Here is a 13,664-nt window from a genome sequence, read left to right as displayed (position 1 = left end):
CCTCCCCCTCCTCCCCCTTCTCCCTGGGGCCTCTGGGGCCGGTCCACCGGTGCGCACCACGGTGGCCCGGCCCCACCCCCGTACCCCCGCTCCCTGTTTTTCCGCTCCCGATCCCGAAGGGCCGCATCGTGTCCCTCACCGCCACCGCGAAGGCCGGGCCCCGCAGCCCCGCCGGAACCGGACCCGGGCCCGACGACGGTCGGGCAGCCGGCCTCCGGCGTACCTGGCGCAAGGCGTCCCCGTACGCCTACATCGCCCCCTTCTTCACCCTCTTCCTCGCCTTCGGCCTCTTCCCGCTCCTCTACACGGCGTTCGTCTCGCTCTACCGGGTCGAGCTCCAGACGAGCGGCGAGATGGAGTGGCGGGGCATCGCCAACTACACGGCGCTCTTCACCGACGAGTACTTCTGGATCTCGCTGCGCAACACGTTCACGATCGGCGTGCTGTCCACGGTCCCGCAGCTGGCGATGGCGCTCGGCCTCGCGCACCTGCTCAACTACAAGCTCCGCGGCCGGACGTTCATCCGGACGGCGATCCTGCTCCCGTACGCGACCTCCGTCGCCGCCGCCACGCTCGTCTTCGCGCAGCTCTTCGGCCGCGACTTCGGACTGATCAACTACGCGCTGGGGCTGGTCGGTTTCGACCCGGTGGACTGGCAGACCGGCACGGTCGCCTCGCAGATCGCGGTGTCGACCATCGTCATCTGGCGGTGGACGGGGTACAACGCGCTGATCTACCTGGCGGGCATGCAGTCGATCCCGCACGAGCTGTACGAGGCGGCGGAGATGGACGGGGCGTCGCGCTGGCGGCAGTTCATCCACGTCACGCTGCCCGGCCTGCGTCCCACCATCATCTTCACGGTCATCATCTCGACCATCGGAGCGACCCAGCTCTTCGGTGAGCCGCTGCTGTTCGAGGGCTCGATCTCCGGCGGCATCTCGCACCAGTACCAGACCCTCGGCCTGTACATGTACGAGCAGGGCTGGGGCTTCTTCCACCTGGGCCGGGCCGCGGCCATCGCCTGGGTGATGTTCGTCCTGATCGTGGTGCTCGTCGGGGTCAACGCCCTGATCGCGCGCCGCCGCGCACGCAAGGAGGCCGGCCGATGACCGCGCTCGCCGCACCGCCGACCGCCCCGGAGGCGGGCCGTCCGCCGCAGGACCCGCCGGCGAAGCGCGTACGCAAGGGAGGCGCGGGCCGGACGATGAAGGGCGGCTGGCTCTCGTACCTCATCCTCGGCTTCGCGCTGCTGATCTCGGCGTTCCCGTTCTACTGGACGATCGTGGCGGCCAGCCGGTCCAACGCGGACATGGCGCAGGTACCGCCGAGCCTGCTGCCGGGCCCGAACCTGATCAAGAACTTCGAGCAGGTCCTCGAAGAGGCGGACATCGGCAAGGCGCTGCTCAACTCGCTGATCGTGTCGTCGTCGATCACCATCGGCACGGTGCTCTGCTGCACGCTGGCCGGATTCGCCTTCGCCAAGCTGAAGTTCAAGGGCCGGAACGCGCTGCTGACGCTGACGATCGGGACGATGATGATCCCGCCGCAGCTCGGCGTGATCCCGCTCTTCATGCTGATCGCCGAGCTCCAGTGGGTGAACCAGCTCCAGGCGGTGATCCTGCCGGGCCTGGTGTCGGCGTTCGGTGTCTTCTTCATGCGCCAGTACCTGGTGCAGTCCCTGCCGGACGAGCTGATCGAGGCGGCCCGCGTGGACGGGGCGTCGACGGCCCGGATCTTCTGGTCGATCGTGATCCCGATCGCGCGGCCGGGCATGGCGGTGCTCGGGATGCTGACGTTCATGACGGCGTGGAACGACTTCTTCTGGCCGATCATCGCGCTCTCCTCGCAGGAGCCGACCGTGCAGGTCGCGCTGCGGCAGCTCGGCGGCGGCTATGTGAACGACCAGTCGGTGATCATGGCCGGCACGCTGCTCGGCACGCTGCCGGTGCTGATCGTCTTCGGCCTGCTCGGCCGGCAGATCGTCGGCGGCATCATGCAGGGCGCGGTGAAGGGCTGACCGCACCATCGCACCGAGCACGGTGATGGGGCTGACCGCACCATCGCGCCGAACGCGGTGAAGGCCTGCCCCGCGCCCCCGACCCTCCCCCTGTTCCTCCCTCCTCCCCTCACTTCTGGAGAGTCCGTCTCATGACAGCTGTCGATGCCCGCCCGGCGACCTCCACAGGCGCCCTCCCCGAGAGCGGTACGGGGCTCCGCTTCCCCGCCGGATTCCGGTGGGGCACGGCGACCGCCGCGTACCAGATCGAGGGCGGGGCCACGGAGGACGGCCGTACGCCGTCCATCTGGGACACGTTCAGCCGTACGCCCGGCAAGGTCCGCAACGGCGACACCGGTGACATCGCCGCCGACCACCTGCACCGGATGCCGGACGACGTGAAGCTGATGCGGGACCTCGGCGTCACCGACTACCGGTTCTCCGTCTCCTGGCCCCGGGTCCAGCCGACCGGCCGGGGCCCGGCGGTGGAGCGCGGCCTGGACTTCTACCGCCGGCTGGTGGACGAGCTGCTGGGCGCCGGCATCAGACCGGTCGCGACGCTCTACCACTGGGACCTGCCGCAGGAGTTGGAGGACGCGGGCGGCTGGCCGGAGCGGGACACGGCACACCGGTTCGCGGAGTACGCGGGCCTGGTGGCCGGCGCGCTGGGCGACCGGGTGTCGACGTGGACAACACTCAACGAGCCCTGGTGCGGGGCGTTTCTCGGGTACGGGAACGGGGTCCACGCCCCTGGCCGCACCAGCGACCTCGCCGCACTGCGCGCCGCGCACCACTTCAACCTGGCGCACGGCGCCGCGACCCGGGTCCTGCGGGACCGCCTCCCGTCCACGGCGGAGGTCTCCCTCACCCTCAACCTGCACGCCCTGCGCCCGCTGACGGACACCGACGCGGACCGGGACGCGGTGCGCCGGATCGACGCGGTGGCGAACCGGATCTTCCTGGACCCGGTCTTCCACGGGCGGCTGCCGGAGGACCTCGTGGCGGACACGGCGGCGGTGACGGACTGGTCGTTCGTGAAGGACGGCGACCTGGAGGTCACGTCGGCCCCGATCGACTCGCTGGGCATCAACTACTACTCGCCGAGCGTGGTTTCGGCCGGCACGTCGGAGTCCCCGTCGCCTTGGGCGGGCGCCGAGCAGCATGTGGCGTTCACTCCGGCGGAGGGCCCGCGCACGGCGATGGACTGGCCGGTGGACGCGAACGGCCTGTACGAGCTGCTGACCCGCCTGCGCGACGAACTCCCGGGCCTGCCGCTGCTGGTGACCGAGAACGGGGCGGCGTACGACGACTACGCGGACCCGGAGGGCCAGGTGCACGACCCGGAGCGGGTGGCGTACCTGGACGCGCATCTGGGCGCCGTGCACCGGGCGATCGGGGAAGGCGTCGACGTACGCGGGTACTTCCTGTGGTCGCTGCTGGACAACTTCGAGTGGGCGTACGGCTACAGCAAGCGGTTCGGCATCGTCCACGTGGACTTCGCGTCGCAGCGGCGGACGGTGAAGGACAGTGCGCGGTGGTACGCGGGGGTGATCGCGAGGGGCGGGCTGGAGCGGTGACGGCTTGAGCGGCCGGGGCAGGGAGTAGGGGCTGAGGGCTCGGGGCACACGCTCCGGGCCCTTCGGCGTGCCTGGGAACGGGTACGGGGGACGGGGGACGGGCGCGGCGACGGAGGCACCGGCGGCCGATGCCCGATGCATCCCGGAATGGGCCAGTGCACTTTCGGCCGTCTGAACCACCGGAGCCGCCCGCCGGACCGACGGGTAGCAACCCCCGTGGGCGACAGCGCGCCCCGGATGACCGGAAGACGACGGGCAGTTGGGGCCGGTACGCGGTCCAGGGGTCGCGGGCGGCCCGGCCTCGGCGTAACAGGGCTGCTCAGCGGCGGACCGGCCAGGAGCCCTGCCGGACCTGCGGGCCGGAGATCGGACCCCGCACCTTCCCCGTACGAAGACCCCGGCCACCGCATGAAGCGCACGTCCGGCGCCTCCGCCCGCAGCCCGATGCAAGATGGCGCGAATGTGCCGACTCCCGATGGCGCCGAGGAACACGACCCTTGACGGCCTCCCGACCCTCGTCCGTATGGTCTAGACCAAGCACCGAGGGGGCCTTCCCCTCCCCTCCTCCACCCGCCCCCAGGCCCCCACCGATCCGCGAGATGGCCCAGGTCGCCCGCCGAGCCGCGCGGGCCACCCGTGCACGTTTTCCCACCCCCACAGACACACCGGGAGATCGCACATGAGCAGCAGCACCGTAGAGCCGACCCTGCCCCCGTCCGACCGCACCCCCGAACCCCCGCCCCGCGAGGCCCACTTCACTCGCACCCGTCACGACCCCGCAGCCGGCCGACGGCCTTGGAGCCGACTCGCCGCCGACCTGGCCGGCATGGTCGACGCGCACGCCCTGGCCCTGCTGAGGGCGACGGTCGGCATCGTCTTCGTCGGCTTCGGCGTACTGAAACTGTTCCCCTCGGCCAGCCCGGCGGAGCAGCTGGCGGTCGACGCGGCGACGAAGATGACCCTGGGCCTGGTGCCGGAGACGGTGCTGTTGCTGTCCCTCGCGGCCCTGGAGACGGCCATCGGGATCGGGCTGATCGTCGGCCGCCGCCTGCTGCGCCCCGCGCTCGTCGTGTTCTTCCTCCACATGGGCGGCGTGTTCTCGACCCTCGTCCTCCTCCCCGACGCGATGTGGCAGCCGCACTCCCCCGCCCCGACCATGGAGGGGCAGTACGTCGTCAAGAACGTGGTCCTGGTGGCGGTGTGCCTGGTGGTGGCCGCCAACGAGTGGGGACGGCGATCCCGGCCACGGCGTACGGCAGGGTGAGCGGGCCGGGCCGCCGGAGCGCACGACCGCGCTCCAGCCGGCCGGTCGCCGGAGCGCACGACCGCGCTCCGGCGGGCCCGGGCCCGCTCCTCCCCCCGCCCGTACGCCCTAGTTGTTGCGCGCCCGGAGAGCCTGGATGGCGCCGATGAGGGCGCGGACCAGGATGTCCCTGCTGGCCTTCGCCGTCTCCACGACCCCGGTGTCCACCCCCTTGAGCGGATCCTTCCTGGCCGCACTGTCGATGGCCTTGGCTCCGATGGGGTTCGCGGACAGGGACACCTTGGACAGGTTGTCCACGGTGAGCCCGGCGAAGACGAGCTTCTCCAGGGCCCTGGAGACGGCGGCATCGCTGATGCCGAACGCCCTCTCGACGCGCTTCGTCCACTCCTGCGGCCTGGCGTGGGTCTGGGCGAGTGAGAACAGCTGCTGGATGGTGTCGTCGGTGACCGGCGTGCCGACGGGGTGCGATCCGACGTTCTGGCCCACGCGGCTCATGTCGGTGCCGACGGCGAACCGCGGGTCGAAGTCGCCCGCCACACCGCCGAACCGCTTCTGGGACAGCGAGTCCACGAGGTGCTGGCCCTCCTCCGCACCGCTGCCGAAGGTGACGCCGGGCTCCAGGTCGTCGTAGTCCTCGTGCACCTTCACGAAGGTGCTGGGCTCCGGGTAGTAGACCAGGTTGGGTTCCACCTGGGCCATGGCCTTGCGGACGGCGAGGTCCACCTGGCTGGCGTGCCAGATCAGGATGTCGTTGTCGCCGGTCCTGCTGCCGGCCGGCGAGGTGTAACCGCCGCTGAAGACGTCCAGCTCGCCTGATTCCAGGCGCTCGGCGGCGGCCGAGAACAGCGGTCCCGCCTCCGTGTCGAAGGAGGTGGTGTCGGAGTCGCTGGTGTGCAGGTAGACGTGCTGCCTCCCGGCCCCGCGCAGCCCGGCGATCATGGCGGTGGTCTCGGGCGAGCGCATGATCCGGTCCCTGATCTCGCCGTACGGGATGGTCCGCTGGTTCGTCTCCTGGGCGTCGGTGGCGTGGTTGGCCCAGGTGAACCCGATGACCGCGACCCTGAACCGGTTGGCGCCCCAGGCACCGAGGAAGGCGGCGGTCTTCTGGTTGAGCAGGGCCTGCGCGGTGGTCGCCTCCTGCTGGTTCCGGATCCGGATGTTGACGCCGATGACCAGCGCGAAGCGGTCGGCCGGTGCCGTCCCTCCGGTGAAGCCCTCCTCGTACTTCTGCGCCACGTCCATGAGGTTCAGGGTCGGGGTGAGGACGACCGGGACGATCGCGACGGTCCCCACGCCCTCGGGCTCGGCACCGGCGACGGCCTGCCCGAAGGTGCCGGTGGTGCCGCCTCCGTTCAGCCCGCTGAGCTCGGCGGCCCGCTGCACGGCCGCGACGCCGGAGGCCGGTGCGGCCGACCGGGCCCGCTGGACCGGCGCCGCCGCCTCGGGTACGGCGCTCCGCATGACCCGGGTCGCGTTGGCCTCGGCCTCGCGCTCGAACCGGTCGGAAGGGTCGGAGACCTTGAGACCGGCTCCGTTGACGGTCCCGGCGACGGGGCCCGAACGCTGCTGGATGACGTGGGTCAGCTCATGGGCCAGTGTGTGCTTGTCCGCCCCGCCGTCGCCGATGACGACGTGGCTGCCGCTGGTGTACGCGCGGGCGCCGACCTCGGCGGCGGAGGCCTTGGCCGCGCTGTCGTTGTGGATCCGTACATCGGAGAAGTCGGCGCCGAGCCGGGCCTCCATGTCGGCGCGGGTGGTGTCGTCGAGCGGCCGTCCAGGCGTACGCAGCACGTCGTGCACGGCGGACCGCTGCACGACCCCGTGCCCGCACCCGGCACCGTGCCGATGCTCTTCCCGGCCCTCGGCCTGCCGCAGCATCTGGACGACGGCCGCGTTGCCGACACTGGCCTGCAGCTCCATGAGTCCGTTCGGCGCCGATGCCCCGGCCTCCACCGCCGGGGTGCGGGAGGCGGCGGCCGTACGGGAGGGGTCGGCCCGGACGGTTCGGTCATTCTCCTGGGCGTGCACAGCGGGCCTTCCCTGCGTAGACGGAGCGATCAATCCTTCCTGGATACGCGGTGATCACGCGCGGGGCCAGGAACCTGAGGGCAGAGAGGGATGGCCGGACGGGCAGCAGGAGGTGACCGCAAGGGCCCGCCCTCCGGGCGCGAGGGCAGGCGGTTCCCGTGACCGGATTTCCGCACTGAGCGACTCTGTCGGGGATCTTGTGCGCGCGGCTCATTTGCCTTGTCGCCACCAGCATTCCCAGGTCATGCCTCGGGTATCGAGGTACTGCTGGAAGGTCGTGGGGTGTCGGGGGCGGTGGGGGTGGCGAGTGGTGCGTGAAGCGAGGCGTTCGACGTTGATGGCGATGCCGGTCAGAACGTGCTGCACGTATGTCTTGCGATGGCCGTGGTAGCGGCTGCGGCGGGCCCGGTGTCCGTTGATGAACTCGCAGATTGTGCCTTCGACTCCGGACCGGGTGGCGTAGAGCCGTCTCCATTGGGAGTCTTGCTGGTTCGCGCGGTTCCGGGCCTGGAGCTCATGCAGATGACCTGGCGCTGGTCGAAGTCGATGGTGAAGTGGTCCCGAGTGAAGCCGGTCTGTTCCTTGCTCTGCCATGCGCCGCTGGCCTTGACCGGGCCGACGAGTTCGACCTGGTGGTCGCGGAAGGAGCGGTGCAGCGGCGAGACCGAGAGGTAGCCGCCGTCGAGAAGGTGTTGCCGGGGCAGCAGCCCGCGGTCACGGAGCCGGGTATGGATGCCGGGGAGGGCCTCGGTGTCCCGGGTCGGCCCGGTGGTGGCGATGTCCGTGATCAGGTTGGCCTGAGGGCCGGTCTCGCAGGTCTCGGTGACATGGACCAGATAGCCGCTCCAGCGGGTATTGCCGCGGATGGCCCGGCGGGCTTCGCGGTCGTAGGGCGAGACGATCCGCACGGCTCCTTTGGGCTGTCCGTCCTTCTCGGCGCGAGGACGTAACCCGCCACGGGCGTCGAGGAGGAAGTTCTGCACGATGATCTGCCGCAACGCTTCCGCGCGAGGCCCACGCCGGTAGTGCGGAAGGCGCTCGAGGAGCCGACGGGCGTCCGCTCTCGCCTGCTTGAGCCGGGTGACAGGGTAACTCGGCTGACTGGGGAGTCGGACCGGACGCCCGTATCGGGTGGCCCACTCGGCATCCACCAAGCCGTCGAGGATCTCCGGTGCCCGCTGGGCAGCTTCTTCCAAGGCCGCGCGCACCGCTTCGAGGACCAGCTCCAGGCGGGTGAGGTCGCGCGCGGCGGCCAAGACTTGGGTGGAGTCGGTGCGCTGCCTCCCGCGTTCGGCGACCATGCCGGCTTCCCGCATCCGTGTCAGCGACAGGGAGAGCAACTGAGGCTTTTCAGCGTTCCCTCTCCAGGGTGAGGATCGCGACGGTGATCGTGCTGAGGCGGGTGGGGCTGCAGCGGGCGTGGCGGAACATTCGCCAGGACTTCAGGCGGCCGACTCCGCGTTCGACGGGGGCCCGGGCGGCGGCCAGGGCGCGGTTGACGGTCCGTTCGGTGGGGGTGAGTTCGCCGCCTGGCGGGCGGCGTTTGGCGGTGGTGGCCCAGTCGCCGGCACCGGTGTAGGCCCTGTCGGCGAGGAGGGGGACGCCTTGGCGTTCGCAGATCCGGATGATCCGGTGGGTGCGGGCGGCGGTCAGGTCGTGGGTCCGGCCCGGCAGCGCGGGTGACAGCCAGAGGATCTTTCCCACGGGGTCGGTGACGACCTGCACGTTCACGCCGTGCCGCTTGTGCTTCCCGGAGTAGTACGGGGTGTCGGCGGCGATGCGGTCGATCGGCAGCAGGGTGCCGTCGAGGATGATGAATGCCCTCTCCCGGATCGTCCGCATCGTCTCGTCCAGGGACGGGGCAAGGCTGGCCAGGACCTCGACGGCTTCACGTATGTAGCGGTAGACGGTCGCGATCCCGACGCCGAACCCGGCGGCCAGCTGGGCGTAGGTGTCGCCGCCTCGAAGATGGGCCAGGGTGAGCAGGGCCTGTCGCGAGGCAGGAAGGCGTCGCCAACGCGTCCCGATCTCCCGCCGCCTGTCCTTCAGCCGCCCGGTCAGGAACCGCAGGGTACGGCTGGACAGATCAATCGCCGACGGGTAGACAAGCACGCGAAGCTCCTGGCAGACACGGGTGATCTTGGTCGAGAACCCGTCTACCAGGAGTTTCGTCGTTGCGCAGACCCGTCCAACTCGCGGTCATTGTCACCAGCTTGGAAAGCGCTCACTGTAACGGCGACCTCCTGGATGGGGGTCGAGGAAACATATTCCTCGACCCCCATGCAAGATCGGGCAATTTAGCCGATTACCCACATGTGATAATCCTGGCGGCTTCCTGATGGTGCTAACCTGCGTCGACCCATTCGACGCATGACGGGCGTTTCCCGCCCGTTGCTACGAACTCCTTTACCGCTTCGCGTACCTTCTCAATGGAGATTTCCGAGGAGATCAGAAACTCAAAGGGACTACCGTTCTGCGAGTAGACCACTACGTCCCCTTCGGTTGCTGTTGCGAACGTAACCGTAGAAGCGCTGCCCCTGACACCCCTACTCACAGAACGAGCATCGGAGATCTCGCACGTACCGTCACCGGAATCCAGGACTCCTGCATTCCGATCTTTGCGCACACCGGCAAAGAGTCTGTGGTCCGGCATATCGAGAGGTCCCACGATAGGACGATCCAGCGAAAACATCTCCACCGAATCGCCACTCCCGTCACCCCTCAGGAGAGCATCGATCATATCGTCGACGTCGGCTGGCGTGAAGAGGACCCGCGGCTCCTCGTTATGCTCTGGTAGATAAACCGCTTGGATTCCCTGCGTCGTCATTCTAGACCTTTTTGCTTTCTGTTGGGCGATCCATTTCCATATGTGTGCACGTTACTAAATCCCCCCTCGCCGTCGGGCCAGTATACCGTAAGTGTCCTATTGCCAAGCAGGAGATTAAGCAGCTGATCGCACCCCTGCATCTCCAGGCAGGTTCCCTTCGGGTAATTGATCACAATGCTCGAATTGTCTATGCCACGTTCTACCATATCTGCGGCAAATTTCAACTCTGCGTGATCGGCGCGATTGATGTTGTAGCTGACGCCCAGCAACTTTTTCAGCTTCGCATTGGCGAGTTCGTACAAGCGATAGTTCTCGCCTGTTCTGCCACTTGAAATGGTCTGAGGCTGCCCACTCTCGTCGATGTATCGACCCATTGTAGGCTGCCCTTCCCTCCACCCAGGAAGGGTCTTTCCAAGTTCTTCTGCATCGAAGTCAAAACAGTTGTGGACGAGAACCGGGGTATTGCCTGCAAGTACGTAGTAGGTGTGGACTTCTGCCACGGACAGGTTGTATGTGGTTGCGGCGAGGCTGTAGGACCTGTTCGTCTGGACCTTGACAGGCTTGGCGTCATCGGGGGTGCGTAGGGTCATTCCCTTCTGAAGGTCTACAGCCTTGATCCAAGCATTTTCCGACGGTGACCAGAAGGGGTGTTCGTATGTCGGGTTCAGCGTCTCCGGGCCATTGAGGGTGGCGATGGTGAGTTCGTTGAACCATTTGTCATTCTTGGTGATGATCTGGCGGGTGACCTGCTGGAGGCTGGTGTCGCCGGTGGCGGGGTCGGTAGCTACAACCTGATCGCCGGGTTGGATGTTTTCGATGTTCTTGGCTTCCCCGCCTGCCATAAGGACTCTGGTGCCGGCAAGGAAGCAGGTGTCACAGGCTTTACGAAGACGTACCTTTTGTGCGACTTCTTCGAGCTTGTCCAGCTTGCGGAGCTTGAGGATTTTGCCTGCGGGGAGGACCTCGGCGAACGCTATGGCGCACTGAGTGAATGCAGGGGAATCGATGCAGTCGAGTACTGCCTGGATTCCGGAGATTTCGAGTGCGAGGTCCCGTAGGAATTGAGGCATCTCGATGCCTGCGATGATGGCCTCGTCCCCGTTCCGCTTCACGCAGTTCAGGAAGGCGGCATCTCCCCGTTCGGTGAGGGGTACGTGGCACGTACGCTTGCGCCGGTCCTCTTCTGCCTGCTGTTGACGCTTGAACTCTGCTTCGGCCTGGCGTTTGGCTTCCGCAAGTTCCGCTTTGAGTAGCTTCTCGGTTCTGTCCCATGCGGCCTTTTCGTCGGCTGCTGCCTCTTCTTTGCTCTTGTTGGCCGCAATAGCGCTGGCGTGGGCCTTGTCTGCGGACTTGCGGGCTTCGACGGCGGAGTTGCGGGCGTAGTCGGCGGAGAACTGGGCGCTGAAGGCGGAGGCTTCGGCGTTGGCGGCGTAGCGGTTGGCGTCGTCTGCGGCCTGGCGTGCGGTGGCGGCGGACTGGGCAGCCTTGACTGCGGAACCCTCGGCGGCTATGGCTGATTTGTTCGCGTCGGCTGCGAACTTGACCGCCTGGGTTTCTGATTCTGAGGCCTTGGCTGCGGCCTTGTTCGCTTCGTCTTCTGCCTTGCGGGCGCGGGCGGCCGCTTGTTGCGCTCTCCAGTCTTGGGCGCGGGCGTTGGCGGCGGAGCGTGCGGTTTCGGCGATGAGCTGGGTGGTCTGTGCGAGGTGGGTGGCCGTGAGCTGGTCCATGCTGTCGGCCTGGTACTGGCCGTGCTGGATGAAGGTGTGCAGTTCTTCTGCGGAGGCGGACAGGGCGATGCGGGCAGCGGCCTTCACTTCCGGTCCGCCGCTGGAGAGGAGTTGGCCTGCGTGGACGCGTTCGTCGGTGTTGCGTGCGATGTACTGGTCGGCCAGGAGGAACGTCGCGAGCTTCTTGGGATCGTTCTCCTGGAGCAGGGCCTTGGCGGCTTCCTTGACTCCCGGGCCGCCGGTGCTGTGCACCTTGCCGACCTGGATCCGGTATTCCGTGACCGCTGCCTCGAACTGTCCGCTCCGCAGGAACGTTTCGACGTCCTCGCTACTACCCAGGAGCGCCTGGTCAGCTCCGTCCCGGACAACCTGGTAGGGGCTGTCCGCAGCAAGCTGTTCGACTTGGAAACGCGTGTCGCGGGCGACAGCTTCGTCTCGCCCGGTGCGCAGGTAGAGCACGACAGCGGTGTCGTCGCCGGAAAGGGCAGCGGCAGCGGCTTCCTGGGTCCAGGGGCCGTGATCACCGTTCCGCATGGCCTTGACGGCCAGGGCGCGCCCCTTGGCCGCCAGCGCCTTGGAGTCGACGTCGGGCTCGGCCGCCTCCTCGCTGAGGCTGCCGGCTTCGTCGTCCAAGGCGTAGATCTGCTTGACGGACTGGGCGATTTTGGTGTTGAGGGCGTCGCGTTCCTTCTTGCGGGCCTCTGCGTTCTCCACTCCGACGGTGGTGCGGTCGGTAAGTTCTTGTTCCTCGGCTGCGCGGGCGAGCGCGAAGACCTGCTGAGCGGTGGTCAGTGCCTTCTCGGCCGTACCGGCGGCGTTGCTCGCTTCGGCGGCATGTTTCGCGGTCTCTGCTGCCGCCTTGGAGGCGTCCCCGGCATGATCGGCGGCGTTGTCCGCGGCGGTTGCAGCGTTGCGCGCGTGGGTGGCGGCGGAGCGGGCGGCATCACGGGACTGATAGGCCGCGGTGGCGGACTTCCGCGCCAGGGCGCTGGATGCGGTGGCGGCGCGTTCGGCCTCGTTGGCGTGCCGGCGTGCCTGGGCGGCGGCGTTACGTGCCTCGTCCGAGCTGGCTCCGGCCTGTGCGGCGTAGCCGTTCGCAGCGTCGGCGGCATCCGCGGCCGCCCGTGCGTTGCCTGCGGCGTTGCCGGCGGCGGTGGCTGCGGCGTCGGCGGCGTCGGAGGCCTTGCCGGCCTGGTCGGCTGCGGCGGCTGAGTCGTCGGCGAGGTCGGCGGCCTTGCGCGCCTCGGCCGCGAGCTTGCGGGCATCGTCGGCTTTGCCCGCGTCCGATGCTGCGGCAGCGGCAGCGAATCGCGCACGGGAAGCGGCATCGGCTGCCTTCGTCGCCGCCGATGCCGCTGCTGCGGCGGCGGAAGCGGCAATACGGGAGGCGGCGTTGGCAGCGCGGGCCGCTCCGATGGCGTTGCTGGCTTCAGCCGCCGCACCGCGGGCGGCCTGGGCCGCGCGAGCGGCGGCGTTGGCGGCGCGGACGGAGTCCTTACCCGCGGCCTTGGTCTCCTCCGCCGCCTTCGCGGCAGCCTGCTTGGCAAGCACGGAGGCGGCCTCAGCACGCTGAGCACCTTCGACGGCCTGATCGGATTCCTTCTGGGCCAGACGGCTGGCGTAGCTGGCCTGCTTTGCCAACTGGGCCAGTGTGGCCTGTTCGCCGTCACGGGCGCGGGCAACATGCTGGCCTGTGGCGAGGAACTCGGCGACGTCCTGCTCGGTACCCCTGAGAGCGAGTCTGGCGGCAGCCTTGGTGGCCGGCCCGCCGACGGACATGATCTGACCGACCTCGACACGCTGATCTGTGGCGCGCGCTTCATACTGGCCTTGGTCGAGGAACCTCTGTACGTCCGCCGGGGATCCGAGAAGAGCAGCCCTTCCCGCGTCACGGACCCCATTGCCGCCGACGCTCATGATCTGGCCGACACGGACACGCCTGTCCTGTTCCTGCGGCGCCTTCCAGCCGTCGATCAGGAACTGCTCAAGGTCGTCCCGCGCGCCGAGCAGGGCCTTCTTGGCCGCTTCCCTAACCCCGACACCGCCGGTGCTGGCTATCTGGCCCGCCGCGACACGCTCGTCGTGGTACTGGGCCAGATCCTCCTCGGTGGCAAGGAAGGTGAGGATGTCGTCATCGGCACCGACCAGGGCCGCTTCCGCCGCCTGCCTGACCCCCGGCCCGCCTTCCTTCCAGGCCCGGACGACGTAGTCACGGTCCCACTTGTCCACGCCGATAACGATCGGT

The 13,664-nt window shown here is 68.5% G+C and carries 9 protein-coding genes; 4 read left to right on the top strand and 5 right to left on the bottom strand.

The genetic code is table 11. The features are described from left to right. The first annotated feature begins 128 nt into the window (after positions 1-128). The 4 genes from ACQP09_RS19480 (at position 129) to ACQP09_RS19465 (ending at position 4,837) form a co-directional block, all read left to right on the top strand. Positions 129-1,109, top strand: a complete 981-nt coding sequence (locus ACQP09_RS19480; protein ID WP_433401458.1) for a carbohydrate ABC transporter permease — start codon at positions 129-131, stop codon at positions 1,107-1,109. Next, the gene (locus ACQP09_RS19475) at positions 1,106-2,017 is read left to right on the top strand and encodes a carbohydrate ABC transporter permease (protein ID WP_433401455.1); all 912 of its coding nucleotides are present in this window, start codon (positions 1,106-1,108) and stop codon (positions 2,015-2,017) included. Before ACQP09_RS19480 ends, ACQP09_RS19475 begins: the two co-directional genes overlap by 4 nt. A 131-nt stretch (positions 2,018-2,148) precedes the next feature. After that, positions 2,149-3,573 carry a GH1 family beta-glucosidase gene (locus ACQP09_RS19470; protein WP_433401453.1) on the top strand — a complete coding sequence of 475 codons (1,425 nt, stop codon included), beginning with the start codon at positions 2,149-2,151 and terminating at the stop codon, positions 3,571-3,573. 679 nt (positions 3,574-4,252) lie between these two features. Beyond that, on the top strand, positions 4,253-4,837 hold the full coding sequence (locus ACQP09_RS19465) for a DUF417 family protein (RefSeq protein WP_433401450.1): 585 nt from the start codon (positions 4,253-4,255) through the stop codon (positions 4,835-4,837). Positions 4,838-4,945: 108 nt separating this feature from the next. Here ACQP09_RS19465 and ACQP09_RS19460 read toward each other — a convergent pair whose 3' ends face one another. The 5 genes from ACQP09_RS19460 to ACQP09_RS19440 all read right to left on the bottom strand — a co-directional run bounded on the left by ACQP09_RS19460 (position 4,946) and on the right by ACQP09_RS19440 (position 13,648). Beyond that, the gene (locus ACQP09_RS19460; protein ID WP_433401448.1) at positions 4,946-6,865 is read right to left on the bottom strand and encodes an eCIS core domain-containing protein; all 1,920 of its coding nucleotides are present in this window, start codon (positions 6,863-6,865) and stop codon (positions 4,946-4,948) included. A 210-nt stretch (positions 6,866-7,075) separates the two neighbouring features. Continuing rightward, a complete protein-coding gene (locus ACQP09_RS19455) occupies positions 7,076-7,459 on the bottom strand; it encodes a transposase (protein WP_433401446.1) in 384 nt (127 codons plus the stop codon). Between the two features lie 756 nt (positions 7,460-8,215). Continuing rightward, the gene (locus ACQP09_RS19450; protein ID WP_433401444.1) at positions 8,216-8,977 is read right to left on the bottom strand and encodes a transposase family protein; all 762 of its coding nucleotides are present in this window, start codon (positions 8,975-8,977) and stop codon (positions 8,216-8,218) included. Positions 8,978-9,209: 232 nt separating this feature from the next. Next, the gene (locus ACQP09_RS19445; RefSeq protein WP_433401441.1) at positions 9,210-9,692 is read right to left on the bottom strand and encodes an Imm1 family immunity protein; all 483 of its coding nucleotides are present in this window, start codon (positions 9,690-9,692) and stop codon (positions 9,210-9,212) included. Next, positions 9,689-13,648, bottom strand: a complete 3,960-nt coding sequence (locus ACQP09_RS19440) for a polymorphic toxin-type HINT domain-containing protein (RefSeq protein ID WP_433401438.1) — start codon at positions 13,646-13,648, stop codon at positions 9,689-9,691. The genes ACQP09_RS19445 and ACQP09_RS19440 overlap by 4 nt, the downstream gene beginning before the upstream one ends. Positions 13,649-13,664: the final 16 nt, after the last annotated feature.

Origin of the sequence: Streptomyces sp. CA-146814 (assembly GCF_050942385.1) — a bacterium.
Taxonomy (GTDB): Bacteria; Actinomycetota; Actinomycetes; order Streptomycetales; family Streptomycetaceae; genus Streptomyces.
The sequence above is the reverse complement of the archived record's forward strand: the minus strand, read 5'-3'. Positions and strand labels throughout refer to the sequence as shown.